Annotated in this window: 16 protein-coding genes; 9 read left to right on the plus strand and 7 right to left on the minus strand. The window is 62.0% G+C overall.

All coding sequences use genetic code 11. The features are described from left to right. Positions 1-8 precede the first annotated feature (8 nt). Together mtnA and mtnK are read right to left on the minus strand one after the other, a co-directional pair. The gene (mtnA, locus tag P3C39_RS14780; RefSeq protein WP_063171610.1) at positions 9-1,103 is read right to left on the minus strand and encodes an S-methyl-5-thioribose-1-phosphate isomerase; all 1,095 of its coding nucleotides are present in this window, start codon (positions 1,101-1,103) and stop codon (positions 9-11) included. Continuing rightward, complete coding sequence (mtnK, locus tag P3C39_RS14785; RefSeq protein WP_275953802.1) at positions 1,100-2,374, minus strand: S-methyl-5-thioribose kinase; 1,275 nt, start codon at positions 2,372-2,374, stop codon at positions 1,100-1,102. Before mtnK ends, mtnA begins: the two co-directional genes overlap by 4 nt. Positions 2,375-2,509: 135 nt before the next feature. On the opposite strand from mtnK, the gene P3C39_RS14790 reads away from it, so the two are divergent. The 5 genes from P3C39_RS14790 to P3C39_RS14810 all read left to right on the plus strand — a co-directional run bounded on the left by P3C39_RS14790 (position 2,510) and on the right by P3C39_RS14810 (position 8,771). Then, positions 2,510-4,021, plus strand: coding sequence for a sugar ABC transporter ATP-binding protein (locus P3C39_RS14790; RefSeq protein WP_013532922.1), 1,512 nt, complete (start codon positions 2,510-2,512; stop codon positions 4,019-4,021). A 79-nt stretch (positions 4,022-4,100) separates the two neighbouring features. Then, entirely contained in the window at positions 4,101-5,096 is a 996-nt protein-coding gene (locus tag P3C39_RS14795; RefSeq protein WP_027163850.1) for an ABC transporter permease, read from the plus strand. Positions 5,097-5,147: 51 nt separating this feature from the next. Beyond that, positions 5,148-6,200, plus strand: a complete 1,053-nt coding sequence (locus P3C39_RS14800; RefSeq protein ID WP_023808755.1) for a substrate-binding domain-containing protein — start codon at positions 5,148-5,150, stop codon at positions 6,198-6,200. Between the two features lie 194 nt (positions 6,201-6,394). Then, on the plus strand, positions 6,395-7,243 hold the full coding sequence (locus P3C39_RS14805; protein ID WP_275953801.1) for a hypothetical protein: 849 nt from the start codon (positions 6,395-6,397) through the stop codon (positions 7,241-7,243). 46 nt (positions 7,244-7,289) lie between these two features. Then, positions 7,290-8,771, plus strand: a complete 1,482-nt coding sequence (locus P3C39_RS14810) for a hypothetical protein (RefSeq protein WP_275953800.1) — start codon at positions 7,290-7,292, stop codon at positions 8,769-8,771. A gap of 13 nt (positions 8,772-8,784) precedes the next feature. On the opposite strand, the gene P3C39_RS14815 is transcribed toward P3C39_RS14810, so the two are convergent. The 4 genes from P3C39_RS14815 to P3C39_RS14830 all read right to left on the minus strand — a co-directional run bounded on the left by P3C39_RS14815 (position 8,785) and on the right by P3C39_RS14830 (position 12,501). Then, positions 8,785-9,057, minus strand: coding sequence for a type II toxin-antitoxin system YafQ family toxin (locus P3C39_RS14815; protein WP_275953799.1), 273 nt, complete (start codon positions 9,055-9,057; stop codon positions 8,785-8,787). A gap of 1 nt (position 9,058) precedes the next feature. Further along, positions 9,059-9,316 carry a type II toxin-antitoxin system RelB/DinJ family antitoxin gene (locus tag P3C39_RS14820; protein ID WP_275953798.1) on the minus strand — a complete coding sequence of 86 codons (258 nt, stop codon included), beginning with the start codon at positions 9,314-9,316 and terminating at the stop codon, positions 9,059-9,061. A 73-nt stretch (positions 9,317-9,389) separates the two neighbouring features. Beyond that, on the minus strand, positions 9,390-11,444 hold the full coding sequence (locus P3C39_RS14825) for a bifunctional aldolase/short-chain dehydrogenase (protein WP_027163848.1): 2,055 nt from the start codon (positions 11,442-11,444) through the stop codon (positions 9,390-9,392). A gap of 91 nt (positions 11,445-11,535) precedes the next feature. After that, complete coding sequence (locus P3C39_RS14830; protein ID WP_013532917.1) at positions 11,536-12,501, minus strand: sugar-binding transcriptional regulator; 966 nt, start codon at positions 12,499-12,501, stop codon at positions 11,536-11,538. Positions 12,502-12,691: 190 nt separating this feature from the next. Between P3C39_RS14830 and P3C39_RS14835 the strand changes: the two genes are divergently transcribed. From P3C39_RS14835 to P3C39_RS14850, 4 genes are all read left to right on the plus strand, one after another. Next, positions 12,692-14,332, plus strand: a complete 1,641-nt coding sequence (locus P3C39_RS14835) for an acyl-CoA synthetase (protein ID WP_275953797.1) — start codon at positions 12,692-12,694, stop codon at positions 14,330-14,332. 452 nt (positions 14,333-14,784) lie between these two features. After that, positions 14,785-15,390 (plus strand): TetR family transcriptional regulator, encoded by a 606-nt coding sequence (locus tag P3C39_RS14840; RefSeq protein ID WP_013532915.1) that lies wholly within the window; start codon positions 14,785-14,787, stop codon positions 15,388-15,390. Between the two features lie 56 nt (positions 15,391-15,446). After that, a complete protein-coding gene (locus P3C39_RS14845; protein WP_275953796.1) occupies positions 15,447-16,598 on the plus strand; it encodes an efflux RND transporter periplasmic adaptor subunit in 1,152 nt (383 codons plus the stop codon). A gap of 199 nt (positions 16,599-16,797) precedes the next feature. Further along, positions 16,798-19,944: an efflux RND transporter permease subunit gene (locus P3C39_RS14850; protein WP_275953795.1), complete on the plus strand. Its 3,147-nt coding sequence runs from the start codon at positions 16,798-16,800 to the stop codon at positions 19,942-19,944. 68 nt (positions 19,945-20,012) lie between these two features. Here P3C39_RS14850 and P3C39_RS14855 read toward each other — a convergent pair whose 3' ends face one another. After that, positions 20,013-21,722, minus strand: a complete 1,710-nt coding sequence (locus tag P3C39_RS14855) for an APC family permease (protein WP_024502584.1) — start codon at positions 21,720-21,722, stop codon at positions 20,013-20,015. Between the last annotated feature and the right edge of the window lie 362 nt (positions 21,723-22,084).

Here is a 22,084-nt window from a genome sequence, read left to right on the forward strand (position 1 = left end):
GCGAGCGGCTACGCCCGCTCGGGAAACATCTGCTTCAGGCCCTCGCGCGAGGCCTTGGCGACACCGCGCTCGGTGATCAGGCCGGTCACCAGCCGCGCCGGCGTCACGTCGAAGGCCGGGTTGGCCGCCGGCGTCGTCTCAGGCGAAATGCGCACCTGGGCAATCTCGCCGGCGGCGGTCTTGCCCCAGACCAGCGAGACCTCGTCGGCCGAGCGTTGCTCGATCGGGATTTCGGCCAGTCCGTCATGCACCGTCCAGTCGATGGTCGGCGACGGCAGCGCGACATAGAACGGCACGTCGTTGTCGGCGGCGGCGAGCGCCTTGAGATAGGTGCCGATCTTGTTGCAGACGTCGCCGTCGGCGGTGGTGCGGTCGGTACCGACGATGACCATGTCGATTGCGCCGCGCTGCATCAGATGGCCGCCGGCATTGTCGACGATCAGCGTGTGCGGCACGCCGTGCCCGGCCATCTCCCAGGCGGTCAGCTGGGCGCCCTGGTTGCGCGGCCGCGTCTCGTCGACATAGACATGGACCGGAATGCCGGCTTCTGTGGCCAGGTAGATCGGCGCGGTCGCCGTGCCGTAATCGACCGTCGCCAGCCAGCCGGCATTGCAATGGGTCAGGATGTTGACCGGCTCGCCCTTCTGCTTGCGTGCCGCGATCGCCTTGATGATGGCGAGACCGTTCTCGCCGATGGCGCGATTGAGGCCGACATCCTCGTCGGCGATCTCACTGGCCCGCCGATAGGCGGCTGCGGCGCGCTGTTCCGTTGGCAGCGGCCGCAGGAAGCGCCGCATCTCATCGAGCGCCCAGCGCAGATTGATCGCGGTCGGCCGCGTCTCGTGCAGGGTCTCCCACACGGCGTCGAGCGCTGCATCCGACGCATCGTCGGCCATCTGCATGGCGACGCCATAGGCAGCGGTGACGCCGATCAGCGGCGCGCCGCGCACCCACATGTCGCGGATGGCGGTGGCGATGCCGGCAACCGTGCCGATCCTCTCGATGCGGAAATCATGCGGCAGCCAGCGCTGGTCGATGATATCGACCGAACGCCCGTCGTCGCTCAGCCAGATGGTGCGATAGTGGCGGTCGCCGACGTTCAAATGCTGCTCTCCTGTTCGATCAACGCGGCCAGTTGGTTGACCTCGTCGATGCTATGGATCTGGCGCCGGTTGACGGCGAGGTGGCGGCCGAATTTCAGCGCCTTTGCTTCACAACTGGCGCGCAGATCCTCGTCGGCAATGGTCTCGAAATCGGCATTGTGAGCGAGACCGAGGATGCGCCGGTGCACTTCGACGCCGGCAAAGCCTAGCAGGTCGGTCCAGATCTGGTGCAGCACATGGTCGAGCGCCTGCTCTGAGGCAAGGATGTCGCCCTGGTCCTCGAACAGGCTCTTTTGGTAGAGCATGCCGGTGCGCTCGCTGCGCCATAGATGCGAAAACTCGGCGCGGAACACCGACCAGGTCTCGACCGTCACACCGAGCAGATAGGCGCGCATGGCGTCGCGCTTGCCCTTCTGTTCGTGGCCGCGTTGCGAGAAGAAGGACATCCAGAAATTGGCAAGCAGCATGCCGACGTCGAAAGCCATCGGGCCGTAGAAGGCGAACTCCGGATCGATCATCCGGGTCTCCGTGTCGGTGACCATGATCGAACCGGAATGCAGGTCGCCATGCAGCAGCGTTTCGGCATTGGCGGCGAAGATGTGCTTCAGCCGCTGCGCCTCGACCTTGAGGTCGCGGTCGGCGCGCAGTTCGGCGACCAGGCCGTCGAGCTGCGGCGAGGTGTGCCGGTTCATCTTGGCATCGAAATAGGGATCGGAGAACACCAGGTTTTCGGTGATGTCGCAAAGCTCGGCATTGTCGGCGAACAGCGCCAGATCGGCCTTGCGGTCCTTGGCGGTCATATGCAGGTCCGAGCCGCGAAACAGCGTGCGGGCCATGAACAGGCCGATATCCCGGGCGATGTTCGGCAGTTGGCGGCCGTCGATCAGGGCACGGCGCAGGATGATATGCGGCGGCGCAAGATATTCCATGATGATCAGCGCCTGACCTTCATCGAAATAATGGATCGCCGGCACCGAGCCCGGCGCGCGCGCCTCTTGCCTGGTCAGCGCGTAATATTCGAAGAAGGAGCGCTTCAACGGCAGCGGCCAGCTGTCGCCGACCAGGCGGACATAGGGCAGGGCCTGCTTGACCACGGCCGCACCGCTGGCGCCCTCGACGATGAACACCAGGTTGAGATTGCCGTCGCCGACCTCGCGGACCTTCCAGGCGCCGGTGTCCTTGCCGATCTTCGCGCACAGCGCCTCGTTGCCGCCAAGGCGTGCAGCCAGGGTTTCGACCGACAGGGCTTCGAACGGCAATTCTTCAGTCATCGTTATCCTCCCGCATATGCGCTTCCAACATAACGGAGGCGTGGCGGCCGGGCCAAGCTAGGAAGCGATCTGGCAATTGTCAATCGTGTTGACAATTGCCGATGCAGCCCATAGCGTCATGTCAGGGAGGAACGCATGGTCGGCAATGCCGTGTTCCGCGTAGAGGGACTGAGGAAATCCTTTGGCCATAACGAGGTGCTTGGCGGCGTCTCGCTGGAACTGCATGCCGGTGAAGTGACCGTGCTGATGGGCGCCAACGGCGCCGGCAAATCCACTCTCGTCAAGATCATCTCTGGTGTCTACGAACGCGGCGGGGGGACGATGGTGCTCGCCGACCAGGATTTCGCGCCGAAAACCCCGGCCGAGGCGATCCGCGCCGGCGTCGTCACCGTGCATCAGAACATCAACGACGGTGTCGTCGCCGATCTCGACGTCGCCACCAACCTGACGCTGGACCGGCTGAGCGGCAGCGGTGCGCCGACCCTGTTCAATCCAATGCGCGTGCGGCGAGAGGCCAAGGCGGTTGCCGACCGCATGGGGCTGGCCATCGATTTGAAGGCGCGGGTGAGTGATCTTTCGCTGGCCGATCGTCAGATGGTGGCGATTGCCCGCGCGCTGGCGCACAAGCCGAAAGTGCTGATCCTCGACGAGCCGACCTCATCGCTCTCCAGCGCCGAGGCTGATCGGCTGTTTGCCCTGATCGACAGGCTGCGCGAGCAAGGCGTGGCCATCCTCTACATCTCGCACCGTATGTCGGACATAAGGCGGCTGGCCGACCGCATCGTATCCATGCGGGACGGGATCATCTCAGGCATTTTCGACAAGAAACCGCTCGACTATGAAGGCGCGGTCAACGCCATGCTCGGCCGCAAGATCCATCTCGACCGGATTGTTGTCAGGGATTCGGCCAATGCCGTCTTCAAGATAGACGGTCTGCGCATCGCACAAGGCGCACGGCCGATCTCGCTGACGCTCGGCGACGGTGAGGTCGTTGCCATCACCGGCCTCGTCGGCGTCGGCAAGACGGCGCTTGCCGAGACGCTGTTTGGCGTGCGCCAGCCGCTGGCCGGCACAATGACGCTGAACGGCAGGCCTTATGCGCCTGAAACAGCCGGCGAGGCGATCGCCGCCGGCGTGTTCCTCGTTGCCAAGGACCGCGGCGAGAACGGCATCGTCGGCGGCTTCAACATCCAGGAAAATATCAGCCTGCCGTTTCACAAGCGCATGTCACGTTTCGCTGTTCTCAAGCGCCGTCTGGAACGCGCCACGGCGCGCCGGCAGATCGAGGAGCTGGGCATCGTCTGCCGCTCCGAGAAGGACGAGATGTCGGAGCTCTCCGGCGGCAACCAGCAGAAGGTGATGGTCGCCCGCTGGATGGCCCAGCATGCGAGACTGTTCATTCTGGACGAGCCGTTTCAGGGCGTCGATATTTCCGCCCGGCGCGACATCGCCGCCAAGCTCAGGGCCAGTGCAAACGGACGCGCCACGCTGCTGTTCGTCACCGAACTCGACGAGGCGCTGGAGACCGCCGATCGCATCCTGGTCATGTCGGAACAGACCATCGTCGGCGAGCACCGCAATGCCGATGTCGATCTCGACCGCCTGTTGGCCGAGGTCGCCGGCGGGCCGCTGCACAGTGCCGCCTGAGCACGGGCGTTAGGAATGGGAATGGAAAGAGCATGGGTTCGGATTGGCTAAAAACGGCAGCAGCGCGCGGGAGCGCCGAATGACATTACGCGACCACGCCATCCGCTACGGATTCATCGTGCTCTTGTTCGGGCTCGTCGCCTATTTCTCGACCGCCGCCGACGGTTTCGTTTCGCCGCAAAGTGCGGTTTTCATCTTCCAGTCGGTCGCCATCACCGGCGTGCTGGCGCTCGGCGTCACCGCCACGCTGGTCGTCGGAGGTTTTGATCTGTCGATCGGCTCGGTCGCCACCTCAGCCATGATGGCGGCCGCCTATGTCATGGTGGTGCTGGAGCAGAACGCCCTTGTCGCGGTCGTCGTCTGCCTGCTCATTGGCGCCATCGTCGGCCTGATCAATGGCTGGCTGATCGTCTACATGCGTGTGCCCGATCTGCTGGCGACGCTCGGCATGATGTTCCTGCTCGTCGGCCTGCAGCGCATTCCAACCGAAGGCCGCTCGATCGCCACCGGCATGACCATGCCGGACGGTTCGGTCGCCAACGGCAAATTCTCCGATGCCTTCCTGGCGCTCGGCCGCCACCGCTTCGACTTCTTCATCCCGAACCTCATTCCAGTGTCGGTGGTGGTGCTGCTCGTGCTCGCCGTGCTGATCTGGTTCTTCCTCGAATACACACGTTTCGGCCGCATGATGTATGCCGTCGGCAGCAATGAGCGCGCCGCCGAACTCGCCGGTGCGCCTGTCAAGGCATACAAGATCTGGGCTTACGTCATTTCAGGTGTTTTTGCCTCGATCGGCGGCATTTTGCTCGCTGCCCGGCTTGGACGCGGCGACATCGCCTCGGGTAATAATCTGCTGCTCGATGCGGTTGCCGCGGCGCTGATCGGCTACGCGGTGCTGGGTGCCGCCAAGCCGAATGCGTTCGGCACAGCCATCGGCGCGCTGTTCGTCGGCATCTTGCTGCAAGGCCTGACGATGATGAACGCGCCTTACTACACGCAGGATTTCATCAAGGGCGTGGTTCTGGTCGTCGCCCTTGTCTTCACCTTTGCGCTTTCGGGCAGGGGCAGGAGATAGCTTTCGACCGGAACAGGATTTTCGAGTTCAACAAGAGTGGAGGAAAACAAAGTGAGCATTACAAGAAGACTTCTGGGGAAGGTGGCGCTCGGATTGGCCGGCGCAACCATGCTGATGCAGGTCCCGGCTTTTGCCGCGGACAAGCCGGCGCCCTTCGACAAGCCCGGCGTCAAGATCGCGCTGGTGCGCTATCTCTCGACCGGCGACTTCTTCCAGGCCTATCTCTCGGGCGTCGAGGCGCAGTCGAAGGCGCTCGGCATCGACCTGCGCGTCCTCGACAGCCGCCAGGATGCGGCTCTTCAGTCCGACATGGTCGATCAGGCCATCGCGCTCGGCGTGCAGGGTATCATCATCCAGCACGGCCTGACCGAATCGATGAAGGACGCCGCGCAGCGTGCGGTCGACGCCGGCATCAAGGTTGTGGCCTTCGACGTCAATGTCGAAAACCCCAAGATCCCGCAGATCGAACAGTCCGATCGCGACCTGGCCCGCCTCGCGCTCGAGCAGGCGGTCAAGGACAATGGCGAAAGCTGGAATGCCGGCTATGTCTATGTCGCCGGCATCGCGCCGCTCGACCGCCGCAACGAGACCTGGGTTGACGTCAAGAAGAAATATGCCGGCATCAAGGAAGTCGCGATGTTCGGCACGCTCGACAATCCGATCGCCAACTCCGTCGCCAACCAGGCGCGTTCGGTGCTGACGGCGCATCCCGACATCAAGGTGATGTTCGCTCCCTATGACGAATTCGCCAAGGGCGTGAAGATCGCTGTCGACGAAGCGGGCTTGAACAAGGGCATCAAGATCTATTCGGCCGACATTTCGACCTCGGACATCGCTGCGATGCGCGAGCCCGACAGCGCCTGGGCCGCGACCGCCGCGACCAACCCGGCCGTCGTCGGCCAGGTCTCGGTGCGTGCGCTGGCACAGCTGCTGGCCGGTGAAGACCCCGGCCACAACGTCGTCGTGCCGCCGACACTGATCACCCAGAAGGACCTCATCGACAAGGACATCAAGAACATGGAGGACCTGTCGGCCAAGCTGCCGCAGTTCGCCCACGCCGATGTCGCGATGCCGGCCTGGATGCCGAACCCGAACGCCAAGTAACTTTCGCTATCGAAGGCCGCCTGCAGCCGCTTGCTGCAGGCGGCCTTTTTGCTGAATATATTTTTACAGGTTTGCCGGATTTCAATTGTCGCAGAAACACAGTTTGCGCGTTGCAGGAAACAGGCGCGAAAGTGTCGGTTTAATGGATATTCGCGACAATATATCGGTATAGCTTTTCAGTATCGAGGCCTAATTTGTACATACCGCCATGGACCATCCTCGCAGGACTGGGAACCCTCACCCGCCAGGAGCTGTGCCAGCTTCTTCCGCATTTTGAAGAGACCAACCTTCTGAACATTGCGGCTGATAAATTCCGAGATCTTGGGGCTAAGTTCGACAGGGCTCCAGATGCTCAAACTGAAGCCGCCTTCAAGCAGCGGCTAATAGAATCCTCCGAACGGATTATGGTCTCGAATGCAACTGACGGCGCCCTACGCGTCAGGTTATGGGATCACTTACTGTCCGCGTTCGAGATCGAGGCGTCCCTCCCGCTTTCAACGCGCGTTGCGAATGTAAAATCCGCCGATCTGGCTCATCATGCAGCACTGACGCTCTCAGACCAGTTGAAGTCTGAAAAGGAAGCCGAAAGCCTTTCATCGCCTGGGAAGGTATGGAAGCGTCTGATGGCCATCTTCTCCAAGGGAGAACCAGATTTCAGCGCTATAGTAGTTGCGCAGGCTGAAATCATAGCGCGCGCCGTTGCAGAGGCTGCACAGAACGGCACCCTAGCTGCTAACGACAAAGCGGAACTGGTCAAGCGGGTACGGGAGCAGATTGAAGAGTTGCCTCCCGAACTCCGTAGCGAGGCGATGGAACGAGCCCTGAAATCGGGCGACACAGCAATTATCGGCCTGCTTGCATCAGGAACGTCCCTTGTTAGTGTTGGGATCGCAGTGAAGCTTGCTGGCTTCAGCGCTTATATCTTCGCGGCACAGGCAGCAGCAATTATTCCGTTTATCGGCGGCTCGACCACCGTCTCCATGCTGTTTGTTCTCGCAAATCCGCTTTTTATCGGACCAGTTGTGGGCCTACATTGCAGGTAGGCACGTCAAAGGCGTACATGCAAAGCGGCTCTCATCAAACATAGCTGTGCAGCTCGCCCTCAAAGGCGTCGCTGTCGGCCGTGCCGGGCTGCGGACAACCCTTGATGATTTCAAGAACCTGTGGGTCTCTGATTTTGACACATGGCCCGAAAAGCGCCGGAGCAGGATTCTCACCAAACTTTCCGATGTCCGGAAAAGAGTAGGCTCTCCCCTACCGCCAACGCCATGGCCGCCGGAGGGGATACTAGCCAAGCCTCTGAAAGACGATACCGGCAGTGCATTGCACCAAATCCTGTTCTCCAGAAACGGAGGAAACTCTGGCGAGGCTTTGATCCTGGGTGGTCTCACCGCTGGCGACATTCTCTACGATGCTGCCGCGATCGATCCCACGGTGCTCGCCGCGGCTGATTTTTCGCGATCGGAAGATATCTCGAATATTTTTGATTTCGGCATCTTCGCGGACCGCATCGGGTCCATGGCAGAGGAATCCGGGGCCGGTGCGGGGAACAATTTGCGGGGCTATGTGGCCGAGCAGATTGTTGCAACCCGTCTTGTCGAGCAAGGCCACATCGTCACGTTTCCGAACACATCTAACAATCCCGGCTTCGACCTATTGGTCGACGGGCATGCCTTTCAGGTAAAATGCCTGGCGGGCATTTCGGGTCTTCGGGAACACTTCGATAAATATCCGGACATGCCAGTATTCGCCAATAGCGAGCTTGCCGAGGCGGTTGCCGCTACCGCTGAAAAATGGGCCAGGAAGGTTTTTTACGTCGAAGGCTTCGATCGAGAAATAACCGACTTCATCATGCAGGCAGCGCTGGACGCAGGTGCATCTCTTGGCGAGATGGATGTTCCCTATTTCGCTATTGCAGTCTCCGCCGCTAAAAATCTGTTCGGTTGGTGGCAGGGAAGGGTTCCTCTTGCCGATCTGCCTTTTTCAGTTGTGCTGGATGGCGCTGTAAAAGGTGGGCTTGCGGCGGCCGGCGGGTTCTCCGGCAATATCCTCGGCTTGTTGCTGTTTGGTCCCGCCGGTGCGCTTGTCTTTGGAGGCGTCGGAGGAGCTGGAGCAATTCTGGGATCCCGTTGGACCCGTCAGCAGGTGACCCGTCTGGTTTCAGGCAATTGGCTCAAATCTCTCGATGAAACGACCAACCGGCTACACCGTGCCCTAGTTGACGAGATTCAGGCTAAAATCAGACTTCTGATTGAGAAACGCAGCCAGATTGCCGTTCAGGGTCATGAACAGGAAGCATGGTTTCTCGCTCGTGTTGCTGATGATGTTGTCGCGCTGGCCGAGCACATTTACGAACTTGAAAACGAGATCGCCCAGCAGGAGCAGCCGGAACGCGCGCGTATGTGTCTTCAGTCGATGACGGAAGCGAGCGTCCATCCCTGGTCCGTACAACAACAGCTGTCTGGAGTCCTTAGTAGCCTTAAGGAACAGCCCTCCCTGACGGAGGCAACATCCAGGAAGGCGCTGGAAGCGTGGGCTGTACTTAAATCGAAGCTGTCGCAGAAATCCTGAGTTTCCGGCTTGCCTACTCATTGAACAGGTCGGAATGGGAACCAGTGCGGGCAAGCTGTAGTTCATCGTCAGTAACGCGGTAGATCAAAAGCCAGTCCGGTTCTATGTGCGCGTCGCGATAGCCCTTCCAATCGCCTTTCAGAGGGTGATCCTTGTAACTCGCCGGCAGCTCATTTCCGGCGATCAGAAGGCCGAGCAACTCGCGCAATTTGCCGAGGTCTTTGCCACGTTTCTCCATACGTTTCACATCCCGGCGGAATTGCCCGGAGCGAACGGGAGCCAGCATGTCAGATACCCAAATCCTTGAACAACTCGTCGGCCGTGGCGAAACGCTTGCCCTTGCCCTTTTCCAATTCGGCCATGGCCTTTCGCGTGGTTGCGTTAGGCACTTTCACCGGGAAGGGAAATTCCTTGTCGGCAGCCACGCGCACCAGAAGCAGGCGGATGGCGTCGGAAACAGACAATCCCATCGCCGCCAGGGCTTCCGTCGCCTGATCCTTTGTCGCCGTATCGATCCGGGCGCGGACTACGGTATCCGTTGCCATGTCAAAACTCCTCTGAGGGCTACAATGTAGCTACAGAGCCCCAGATGCGCAAGCCCGTTGGCCCTTTCGCAAACTACCGCATCGCTGCCGCGATATTGCCGCCGTCGACGGTCGTCACGTCGGCGGTGGTGCGGTCGGCCAGCGCATGATGCAGGAAGGCCTGCGCCACGTCCTGCGCCGTCACTTCCTGGCCGAGCAGATTGCCGGACATGTAGTCCTTCTCCGACACGCCGCGCGCGCCTGAGCGGCTGGCAATCATGGCGTCGGTCAAAAGGCCCGAGCGGATACGGTCGGCGTTGACGGCGTTCGAGCGGATGCCATGCGCGCCATAGTCGAGCGCGTATTGCCTGGACAGGAACAGCGTCGCCGCCTTCGGCACGCCATAGGCGCCGAACTTCGGGCCGGGGTTGACGGCCTGCTTGGAGGTGTTGAACAGAAGCACGCCGCCGGTGCCCTGTTCGAGCATGATGCGCACGGCGTTCTGCGCCACCGACTGATGGGCGAAGAAGTTGAGCTCGAAACTCTTGCGCAAAAGTGCATCGTCGAGCTCGCCGATGCGGCCTTCCCAGGCGGCGCCGGCATTGGAAACCAGGATGTCGACACCGCCGAACACGGCGACCGCTTTGTCGAAGGCGGCACGCACCTGTGCCGGGTCGGTGATGTCTGCGGCGACGCCGATCGAATTGTTGCCGGCTTTCTTCGCTGCATCGGCGGCTTTTTCGGCGTCGAGATCGACGACGACGGCATGGGCGCCATTGTCGGCGAACAGCTTTGCCGTCGCTGCACCGATCGCGCCGGCACCGCCGGTGATCAGCACCACCTGGCCGGTCAGCGGCTTCGGCTTGTTGGAGGCGAGCTTGGCCTGTTCCAGCGACCAGTATTCGAGCGGGAACAAGTCGGCCTTGGAAAGCGGATGGAACCGGCCGACGGCCTCGGCGCCACGCACTGCCTCGATCCACATCTCACCGACATCCGACGCGATCTTCGCGTCCTTCAGGGTGCGGCCGTGGCCGAACATGCCGAGGCCGGGCACCAGCGTCAGCCGCGGCATCTGGTCAAGCATGGTGCGCTTGACGTCGTCGAGCGCATCGTTGGTTTCGAAATAGGCGCGATAATCCTTGGCGAACGCGTCGACATGGCTCTTGATCACCGCCTTGTAGTCGCCGGCCTTGTCCGCGTCGGGCGCCGGCAGCGCCATCGGCCCGGTCTTGATGCGGATCGACAGATCGGGCGTCGAGACGCCGCGCCCGGCATAATCGGCGATCTCGGCTGAATTGATGAAATCGACAATTGCCGGCGAAGTGCGGAAATCGCTGACCATTCGGTCGAAGCGGCCTTCGCCGCGCGCTACCGCCACCGCGCCGCGCAGCATCGGCGCGATCGACGCCGGCGTCGCGAGCTTTGCCGGCAAGGCTGCCTTTGCCGCCTTCGGCTTGCCGCTTGCGGCAATATAGTCCTCGGCGACGTTCACATAATGGATCATCCGGTCGTAGGCCTGCTTCGCATCGTCGCCGAAGGTGAAGATGCCATGCTTGTCGAGGATCAGGCCCTCGACGTCAGGATCGGCGTCGAAGATGTCGGCAGCCGCCTTGGCGAGGTCGAAGCCGGGCATGATGTAAGGCACGTAACCCATCTTGCTGCCGAAAACCGTCTTCACCAGCGGCTTGGAGTCCTCCTGGTCGACGATGGCGAGAATGGCGGTCGAGTGCGTGTGGTCGACGAATTTGTGCGGCAGGAAGGCATGCAGCAACGTCTCGACCGACGGGTTGGGCGAGGACGGATCGATGAGGTTGACGCGTTGCAGGGCAACCATGTCCTCGTCGGCCAGCCTGTTCAGCGCGCGCGCCTTGAGCAGCGGCTTGAGCTTGACCGCCGGCAGGCCCTGCGGCTCGATGACGCCCATGTCCCAGCCGCTGCCCTTGACGCACAGCACGTCCCACTGGTCGCCGACGAGGTCGGTTGCCGTCGTCTTGCAAGAAGTGTTGCCGCCGCCATGCAGGACCAGCCGTGGTTCGCCGCCGAGCAGCCGGGTCGTGTAGACGCGCAGCGCCAGGTCGCGGCCGACACCCTTTTTCGCGTAGTCGGCGACGAGTTTTTCGGCTGCTTCGTCATTCCACAAATTCTTCATGTTCGCTTCGTCCGGTTGTTTGTCTTTGATGGTGAAACAGGAATGCCGCGACGCTTTGATGACAATGCGCCGGCGACGGAGAGGGGATTTCCTAGGAGGCCTTTTCTGTCGTGGCAGCAGCATGATCCAGGAGCCGCTGCGCCATGTGCGCGCCGACCACCAGATGCGTGCAAAGGCCGCCGGCGATCGCCGCGAGCAGCGGTTCGAACTTGCTGTCCTCCTGCACCACCACCAACCGCCTGGCGATGGCGCGCAGCGATGCAAGCTCGGCGGAGATCACCCGCCTGTTATAACTGCAGTCGAGCACCTTGCCCTCGGCGTCTATGATCTGCCCGGCAATCACGCCGGCAGCGCCTTGGCTGCGCAGATCCGCCATTTCACTTGGCGTCAGCGCGCCGCATTTGACCAGATGGCTGTCGGCGTCGACCGCGCCGACCGAGTATAACGCCAGGTCGCATTCGCCGACACCCGACAATTGTTCTCGGATCACCGGCTCGGCACGCAGCGCACGCGCAAGTTCTTCCGTAGACAGCACCAGCGGCGCGTAGAAATTGAGCCCTTTGGCGTTGAGCCGCCGCGCGATTTCCATAGTGCATTGGTCGGGGCGATAGGAATAGGGCGCGCCGAGATTGCCGCAGAGCTGCACCACCGTGACATCCTGCAGATCGGCATAGGACATGACGTCGGCAATCATATAGACGGTGCGGCCCCAGGCGACGCCGATGCGGTCGCCCTTCTTGACCAGTTCGAGAAAGACGCTCGCCGCCAGCACGGCGATTTCCGTCGACGGGTCGGCAATATGATCATTCTCCGGCGCGATCCAGACGGCGTCGAGGCTCAGCGCATCCTCGAGCTTGCGCGCCAGCACGTCGTCGGTGAAAAGCTGGGTCGAAGTCGAGATGTTGACGATGCCGGTCTCGCGCGCCTTGCGCAGGTACATGGCGACCGAGGCACGGGAAATGTTAAGCTGGCTCGCCACCTGGTCCTGCCGCAGGCCATGGGCATAGTAGAGCCAGGCGGCCTTGTGGATGAGTTGTTCTGCCGGTCGGATCGCCATGCCGTCTCCTCAGCTGACATTATTCACGGCTCTCGACAAAAGTCAAACTGGGCAGAGGTATGCGATGCTCCCGCTTGCGCCGAATCTGGTTCATCATTGTGCCGAATGCGCTCTGTCGTGGCATCGTTTGTGGTGACGCGGCCCAAGCCTGTGATTAGAACGTCTGAAAGAAAATCGCGGGGAGCATGGGATGGGCAATCCTTACGAACAGGATCTCGACAAGAACGCGGCCAACCATCAGCCGCTGACGCCGCTCACCTATCTGGAGCGCGCGGCCAAGACCTATCCCGACCATATCGCCATCATCCATGGCCGCCAGCGCATCGACTATCGCACTTTCTGGCAGCGGTCGCTGAAGCTTGCCTCGGCCCTTCAGAAGCGCGGCATCGGCAAGGGCGACACCGTCACCGTCATGCTGTCAAACACGCCGCCGATGCTGGAGGCGCATTTCGGCGTGCCGATGACCAAGGCGGTGCTGCATTCGCTCAACACCCGCCTCGATGCGGCGGTCATCGCCTTCCAACTCGATCATGCCGAGACCAAGGTGCTGATCGTCGACCGCGAATTCTCCGGCGTCGTCAAGCAGGCCCTGGAACTGGCCAGGGTCAAGCCGCTGGTCATCGACTATGACGATCCCGAATACGCCGCCGACGCGCCGTACCCAAAGGGCGAGCGGGTAGGCTCACTGGACTATGAGGCATTTGTCGCAGGCGGCGACGCGGACTTCGCCTGGTCGATGCCCGACGACGAGTGGGATGCGATTTCGCTCAACTACACGTCCGGAACGACGGGCAATCCGAAGGGCGTCGTCTACCACCATCGCGGTGCGGCCCTGATGGCCTACACCAACACCATCCATGCCGGCATGGCCAAGCACGCGGTCTATTTGTGGACGCTGCCGATGTTCCACTGCAATGGCTGGTGCTTTCCCTGGACGCTCGCCGTCCAGGCCGGCACCCATGTCTGTCTGCGCTGGGTGCGGCCGAAGCCGATCTACGATGCGATCGCCGATCAGGGCGTCACCCATCTGTGCGGCGCGCCGGTCGTCATGTCGGTGCTGATCAATGCCAGGGACGAGGACAAGCGCGCATTTCCGCAGACGGTCACTTTCAACACGGCTGCAGCACCCCCGCCGGAAGCCGTGCTGTCGGGGATGGCGGATGCCGGCTTTGCCGTCACCCATCTCTACGGCCTGACCGAGACCTATGGCCCGGCGGTCGTCAACGAATGGCACGGCGCCTGGGATGATCTCGAAAAGGGCGAGCGCAGCGCCAGGAAGGCGCGGCAGGGCGTGCGCTATGCAGCGCTCGAAGGCCTGACGGTCAGGGACCCCGAGACGATGCGGACGACACCGGCCGACGGCGAGACAATCGGCGAGGTCATGTTCCGCGGCAACATCGTCATGAAGGGCTACCTGAAAAACCGCAAGGCGAGCGACGAAGCCTTCGCCGGCGGCTGGTTCCATTCCGGCGATCTCGGCGTCATGCACCCCGATGGCTACATCCAGCTCAAGGACCGCTCCAAGGACATCATCATCTCCGGTGGCGAGAACATTTCCTCTATCGAGGTCGAGGACGCGCTCTACAAGCACCCGTCGGTTGCCTCTTGCGGCGTCGTCGCCAGGCCCGACGACAAATGGGGCGAAGTGCCTGTTGCCTATGTCGAGCTGAAACCCGGCAAGGTCGCGACCGAAGCCGAGATCATCGATCACTGCCGCGCGCTGCTTGCCCGGTTCAAAGTGCCGAAGGCGGTCATCTTCGCCGAAATCCCGAAAACCTCGACCGGCAAGATCCAGAAATTCCGGCTACGCGAGATGGCCAAGGGGGCTTAGCTGCATCGCCACCCATGCTTCGCCTCGACAATTTGTCGCGGGCTTCGTCATCCTAGGGTGTAGCAGTCGCGAGCGACGTCGCGGAAACCCGGGAGCTGCTCCGCAGCCCAAGGGATCCATGCCGTCACCTTGCGGCCGAGCTCCGACAGTCGAGAATGGCGGCTGCAGGCTACAGCTCGCTGACCGGTGTAACTTATTGATCCGTCGCACTCTTTGACCAATGCCGCGGCATGGATCCTAGGGTCTGCGCCGCGTCGCTTCGCTCCTTGCTTCGCCCTAGGATGACGAATTCATCAGGGCCAGCCGCTAACAGCGATCGTCGATTCCACCTTCTCACTGTCACCATCTGTCACCATTCGTACGTGTATACCGAATTCGCATTGACAGGTCCTTCTTTTCGATTTACGAGTGATGAAAATCAAAATTCGTCACTCGTAAATCGATAGAGGATCATGTCCGAAGCCGCCACCATAGTCGCCGAAGCCGCCCGACAGGAAAATGTAACGCGCATTCTCGATTGCGCCGAGCGCCTGTTCCGGCACTATGGCTACGGCAAGACCAATGTCGCCGACATTGCGCGTGAGCTCGGCATGTCGCCGGCCAACATCTACCGTTTCTTCGCCTCCAAGGTCGAAATCCACCAGGCCGTCTGCGGCCGGATGCTCGGCGCCAGCTACAAGATGGCCTACGAGATTTCGCGCCTGCCGATCAGCGCCGAGGAGCGGCTCCGGCGCTACGTGCATGCGCAATACAAGATGACGATGGAGGTCATGCTCGACGACCAGAAGGTCCACGAGATGGTCATCGTCGCCCTCGAACGGGATTGGGGTGTGATCGACAAGCATGTCGACAGCATTCACGACCTGTTCGCGGAAATCATTCGTGACGGGATCGAGGCCGGTGAGTTCAGAAAACAGGATCCGGTTATCGCGTCTCGCTGTTTCGGCGCCGCGACCGTCATCCTGTGTCACCCGCAGATGGTGGCGCAATGCCTTGCCAAGACCAACCGGGCAATGCCTGACGACCTCGTCGACTATGCAATCAAGGCCTTGAAGTAGCCTCCGCCCGTCGGGCGCCGGTTTCAACGATTCATCTCCATTTCGGGAGTACGCGCGTGTCTTCGTTCAGTTCAATCATCGGCAGGTTGCCCGCTGTAGGCCGGGTGCTGCTTGTCACCGCCACTCTCGGGCTTGCCGGCTGCAGCCAGGAAAAAGCCGAAGTCAAGGATATCATCCGCCCGGTCAAGGTTGTCGAGATCGCGAAGGTACATGACACCCGCACGCTCTCCTATTCCGGGTCGGTGAGGGCCCGCACCGAGAGCGCTCTGGCATTCCGCGTCAATGGCAAGATCACCGAGCGCCTCGTCGATATCGGCCAGCATGTGGCCTCGGGCGATGTGCTCGCCCGCATCGATCCCATTGACTACGACCTTTCGGTCAAGAGCGCGCAGGCAGCGCTCGATGCCGCCGAGCGGCAGGTCGAGACCGTGGAACTCGCCCGCAAGCGTGCCGAGCAGCTTTTTGCCAAGAATTTTGCCCCGAAATCACAGCTCGAACAGGCGACCTTGACCTATGACCAAGCGGTCGCCACCCGTGATTCCGCCCTTTCGACACTGGCTCAGGCGAAGAACCAGGTCGGTTATACCGATCTCAAGGCCGACAGGGATGGCATCGTCACCACGGTCAGCGCCGACGTTGGCCAGGTGGTCGGTTCCGGCACGCCGGTTGTCACTGTCGCTGTCGACGGCGAAAAGGAAGTGCTGATCGCCGTCCCCGAAATGGAAATCGCCGAATTCAAGCCGGGCAAGGCGGTCAAGGCGGGCTTCTGGTCCGACGATGCGCTGGCGCTCGACGGCAAGGTCCGCGAAGTCGCCGGCAGCGCCGATCCGCAATCGCGCACCTTCGCCGTCCGCGTCAGCCTGCCCAACGATCCGCGTGTGCTGCTCGGCATGACCGCCAGCATCGAAGCCACGGCGGCCAATGAGCGGCAGCTGGTCTCGATCCCCCTGAGCGCACTGGCCGAGCAAGGCACCCAATCGATCGTCTGGACCGTCGATCGTGGCGCCGACACCGTTCATGCTCGTCCGATCAAGGTTGCCGAGTTCGCCGCCGATGGCGTGCGTGTCGCGGAGGGTTTGAAACCCGGCGATGTCGTGGTCGCCGCCGGCACGCAATTCATGACCGAGAACCTCAAGGTGAAGCTCGCCGGTGATACGGCGCTGCAATCGGCATCCGCGGCGGACGGCGACGCCAAGCAGGTGCGCTGACGACAGACAACCGGCTGCGCGTTCCCGCAGCCGCTGGTTTCCGGGCGGCAGGCGCCCGACCGAGACGCTCGATTGATGTAACCCCCACATCGATTTCGCGTCCCACCGCGATGAGTGCTTCTCCGCTGGGAGAGCCTTGCCGCCCGGAAGCCACTACGAACCCTCGATTTTGTTGCGCTAGATAGATGGACCAGCGTCGATGACCAATTCCACGGAAGAGAAGCGGCCCTTCAACCTGTCGCGCTGGGCAATCGGCCATCCCGCCATTGCGCGGTTCCTGTTCGGCCTGATCATCATTTCCGGCGCGCTCGGCCTGATGCGCATGGGCCAGAAGGAAGATCCCGATTTCACCTTCCGGGTCATGGTCGTCCAGGCGATCTGGCCGGGCTCCTCGATCCAGGAGATGGAAGACCAGGTCGTCAACAAGATCGAACGCAAGCTGCAGGAAACGCCGCATCTCGATTTCGTGCGCTCCTTCACCCGCGCCGGCAGCGCCATCATCACCGTGCAGATCAAGGGCGACACCAACACCGCCGAGGTGACCGACGCGTTCTACCAGGTGCGCAAGAAGGTCGGTGACATTGCCGGTGACTTGCCACAAGGTCTGCTCGGCCCCTATTTCAACGATGAATTCGGCGACACCTTCATCACCCTGCATTCGATCAGCGGCGATGGCTTCAGCTATCCCGAGCTGAAGAAGTTCGCCATCCAGGCGCGCGACATGCTTTTGACGACGCCCGGCGTCGAGAAGGCCGTTATCATCGGCGACCAGCCTGAAAAGCTCTATATCGACGTCTCGTCCAAGGCCTTGGCCGAACGCGGCCTGACGCTGACCGATCTGCAGAATGCGATCAAGGGACAGAACAATGTCGACCCGGCCGGCTCCGTCGATACCGGCACCAACTCGGTGCGCATTTCCGTCGAGGGCGATGTCGGCAAGGTCGAGGATATCAGGAACCTGCGCCTGCGCGCCGGCGGTCAGGTCACGAGGCTGGGCGACATCGCCACGGTGAGTTCGGGGTTGCAGGATCCGTTCCAGCGAAAGTACCGCTTCAACGGTCACGACAGCGTGCAGTTGGGCGTCGTCATGGCCAAGGGCTTCAAGGTTACCGATGTCGGCAAGGATGTCGAGGCCACCTACAAGCGCTTCGAAGAGGCGCTGCCCTACGGCGTTGCGGTCGACCAGATCTCCGACCAGCCGGGCGTCGTCACCGATGCGGTGGCGGAGTTCATGCATGCGCTTGGCGAAGCGTTGCTGATCGTGCTCGTCGTCTCGTTCCTGTCGATCGGTTGGCGTTCCGGCCTGGTTATCGCCATCGCCATCCCGCTGGTGCTGGCCGCGACCTTCGCCATCATGTACGAGCTCGGCATCGACCTGCAGCGCATCTCGCTCGGCGCGCTGATCATCGCGCTCGGTCTTCTGGTCGACGACGCGATGATCGTCGTCGAGATGATGGAGCGCAAGCTGGAGGAGGGGATGGTCAAGGTCGAGGCGGCGAGCTTCGCCTATTCCTCGACCGCCTTCCCGATGCTGACCGGCACGCTGATCACCACGGCCGGCTTTATTCCGGTCGGCTTCGCGGCCTCGACCGCCGGCGAATATGTCCGCACGCTGTTCTATGTCGTCGGCATCGCGCTGATCGTCTCCTGGTTCGTCGCGGTCTATTTCACGCCATGGCTCGGCAACATGATCCTCAAGCAGCGCAAGCATGCCGGCAGCCATCACGATGTCTTCGACACGCGTTTCTACCGCCGGCTTCGTGCCGCCGTCAGCTGGGCCGTGCGCCATCGCATCATCGTCCTGGTGATGACGCTGGTCACCTTCGGCACCAGCCTGTGGGCTTTCCAGTTCATTCCGCAGAACTTCTTCCCGCAATCGTCGCGGCCGGAAATCCTCGTCGACCTTTGGCTGCCGGAAGGCACCAGCATCAAGGAAGTCGAGGCGCAGGCCAAGGCGCTCGAGACCAAGATGATGGACGACAAGGACAAGCGTTTCATCGCCACCTATATCGGCGAGGGCGCGCCGCGCTTCTTCCTGCCGCTCGACCAGCAGCTGAGCAACCCCAACTTTGCCCAGTTGCTCGTCATGGCCAATGACGAACCGGCTCGCGAACGTCTGATCGTCAAGTTGCGCACCGTTCTGGCGCAAGACTTCCCGTCCATCCGTGCCAAGGTCGATCGTCTGTTCCTCGGTCCACCGACCGGCTGGCCGGTGCAGATGCGCGTCATGGGGCCGGATCGCCAGGAGGTGCGCCGCATCGCCGACCAGGTGAAGGCGAAGTTCCGTGAAGATCCGCTGCTTGGCGCCGTGCATGATGACTGGCTGGAGCCGGTTCCGGCGATGAAGCTGGTCATCGACCAGGATCGTGCCCGCGCACTCGGCGTCACCTCGCAGCGCATCCGCCAGATGCTGCAGGCGACGATGTCCGGCGCGCCGCTCGACGACTTCCGCGACGGCGAGGAGACGGTGTCCATCGTCGCCCGCGAGCCGAATGCCAGCCGCAGCCTGCTGTCCTCGGTCGACTCGGTCTATATCCCGACCGACTTCGGCGGATTCGTGCCGCTGTCGCAGGTGGCCAAGGTGGTGCCGGTGCTGGAGCAAGGCATCGAGTGGCGCCGCGACCGCCTGCCGACCATCAGCGTGCGCGCCACCTTGCCCGACGGCGTGCAGTCCAACGACGTCGTCACCAAGATGTACAATGACATGAAGGATCTGCGTGCGAGTCTGGCGCCCGGTTACAAGATCGAAATCCAGGGCGGTGCGGAGGATTCGGCGGAAAGCCAGGCTTCGATCGCCGCCAAGGCACCGATCATGCTGGCCGTCATTGTCGTGCTTTTGATGATCCAGCTGCAGAACTTCGGCAAGGCGATGCTGGTGCTGGCGACCGGTCCGCTTGGCATTATCGGTGCTGCCGCGGCGCTCCTGATCAGCGGTGCGCCGTTCGGCTTCGTCGCCATTCTCGGCGTCATCGCGCTGCTCGGCATCATCATGCGCAACTCGATCATCCTGGTCGACCAGATCGACCAGGACATCGCCGCGGGCATGGACCGCTACGAGGCCATCATCGGTTCGGCCGTTCGCCGTTTCCGGCCGATCACGCTGACGGCGCTGACGGCGGTGCTGGCGCTGATCCCGATCTCGCGCGGCGTCTTCTGGGGTCCGCTCGCCTACGCCATGATGGGCGGCATCCTGGTTGCCACGGTGCTGACCATACTGGTCCTGCCGGCCGGTTACGCCCTGTTCTTCGGCCGGGAGCCGAAGAAGCGCGGGGCGGAGGGACGGACGGACGATCTGGAACTGAGCCAGGAAGCCGAAAAGCCGCAACTGGCGCTGGCCGCCGAATAGATCGATCGCGCCAGTCGAAAAGGATCGGGCGCGCCGAAGCGCGCCCGATCCTTTTTATTTTTATGAGGTCAGATGACGAAGAACCAGTTGGCGAGCAGCATCACCACCACGCCGGCGACCAGCGTCAGATAGGGCAGCATGCCCGCCTTTTTGACCGAGAGGTCGGCCCCCGTCATGCCGAGATCGGCCAGCATGTGGTCGGGGAACTTGCCCTTGTCCTGAATGTAGTGTCGGAAGCAGAACACCGGGATGATCAGCGCTGCCGTGATCAGGCCGGCCCACAGCGCCATCGGGTTCCATACCTTGGCACCGGCGCCCATGAAGATCGCGTTGACATAGGCGAAGATCGCCCCGATCCCGAGCAGCCAGCTCGGCGCCTTCCAGGGCCGTGCGATATGGCCGTTGTCGATGCGGTGGATCCAGCCGGCGTTGAGGTTGAGGAAGTTGAAGATGATGTAACCGCAATTCGACACGGCGAGGATGAAGAAGAAGCTCGTCGCGTCGGCCGAGGCGATGGCCAGCACGATCAGGTTGAAGACGAGATCGGTCCACATTGCCCGTGTCGGCGCACCATGTTCGTTGACATGGCTGAGATAGCGCGGCAGCCAGCCGTCGACCGAGCCCTGGTAGAGCGTACGCGAAGAGCCGGCCATGGCCGTCATGATGCACAGCACCAGCGCCAGGATCATCAGCATCACCAACAGGCTGTGGACTAGCGCGCCGCCGCCGACCATGCCGGCCAGCGCGTCGGCGACCCCGGAGCCGTCGACGATCGGCGTCGCCAGCATACCGTTGAGGCCAAGCACGCCCTGGAAGGTGAACGGCACCAGGATGAACAGCAGCATGCACAGAAGGCCGGAATAGAAAATCGCCTTGAACGTGTCGGTGCCGGGGTTCTTGAACTCGGATGTGTAGCAGACGGCGGTCTCGAAGCCGTAGGTCGACCAGGCGGCGATGAACATACCACCAAGCACCAGCGTCCAGCCGGCGATGTTCCAGGCACCGGGCTCGGGCGCGTAGGCTGCGGCCAGCGGCACCAGCGGCGAAAAATTCGCCCAGTTGATCTGGCCGGTGACGATCGGCACCACGCCGACGATCAGCATCGGGACGATGACCAAGAGGCCGATATATTTCTGCACATTGGCGGTGCCGAGAATGCCGCGATGCTGGATCGCAAAGATGATCAGCATCAGCACTGCGCCGATGAAGAAGGTCGCGTTGAAGGTGAACGAGACCGGTCCCAGCGTGTGGCTGTAAAGCGTCCAGTTGCGGATTGCCGGCGTCGCCGCCGCGGTCACCGCTGTGATGGCGTCGGCGGCACTCGTCCCGGCATGCGCGGCGATATAGGCGACGACATCGGGTGAGGTTTCGGTGAACAGCGGCACTGGCGCCAGCGCGTTGAGGATGTAGGCGGCGGCGATCGAGCAGCCGAGCGACAGCACCGGCGACCAGGCGAACCAGTTGCACCAGACAGACAGCGGCGCGATGAACTTGGAATAGCGCAGCCAGGCGGTGGCGCCGTAGATCGACGCGCCGCCCGACTTGTTCGGAAACAGGCCGGCGATTTCGGCATAGGTGAAGGATTGCAGGAAGCCCATGATCATGGAGAAGATCCAGATCGCGAAGGCCAGCGTGCCGGTCGTGCCGGCAATGCCGCCGATCGAGAACAGGACCAGGGCCGGCACGCCGCTCGCCACCCAGAAGGCGCCGCGCCAGTCGATATTTCGGTGCAACTTGCCTTCGGCAAGCGGCTCCAGGACAGTCGTTATCGTGCTCATATGTCTTTGTTCCCCATTTTGATGTTCCCCGTTCGTGACGGCCGCGACTTCGCGAGGCTTCATCATCGACGCATGCTTTGGGCGGCTGTCGGTGTTTCCACTCAGTCGCATTTTTTTCTTAACAGTGAAGATTGATCCGGCGCGCTTTCAGGTCAAGCGATTTGTCGCGCCGTGCACATCACGCTTGCGAAACATGTCGGCTTCACACTGCCGCGGTGGGATTGTTCGGAAAAGGACCAAGGGTCAGGAAGCGAAAACCCGCCGGAGGCGGGTCGCGGCGCAAATCAGCACCATGGACGAATATGTAGCATAGCTGCCCTCAGCAGGTCAAGAAAAAATTCCTATCACGAACTGCAGCACGG

Source organism: Mesorhizobium sp. XAP4, from assembly GCF_029269325.1.
Classification (GTDB): Bacteria; Pseudomonadota; Alphaproteobacteria; order Rhizobiales; family Rhizobiaceae; genus Mesorhizobium; species Mesorhizobium ciceri.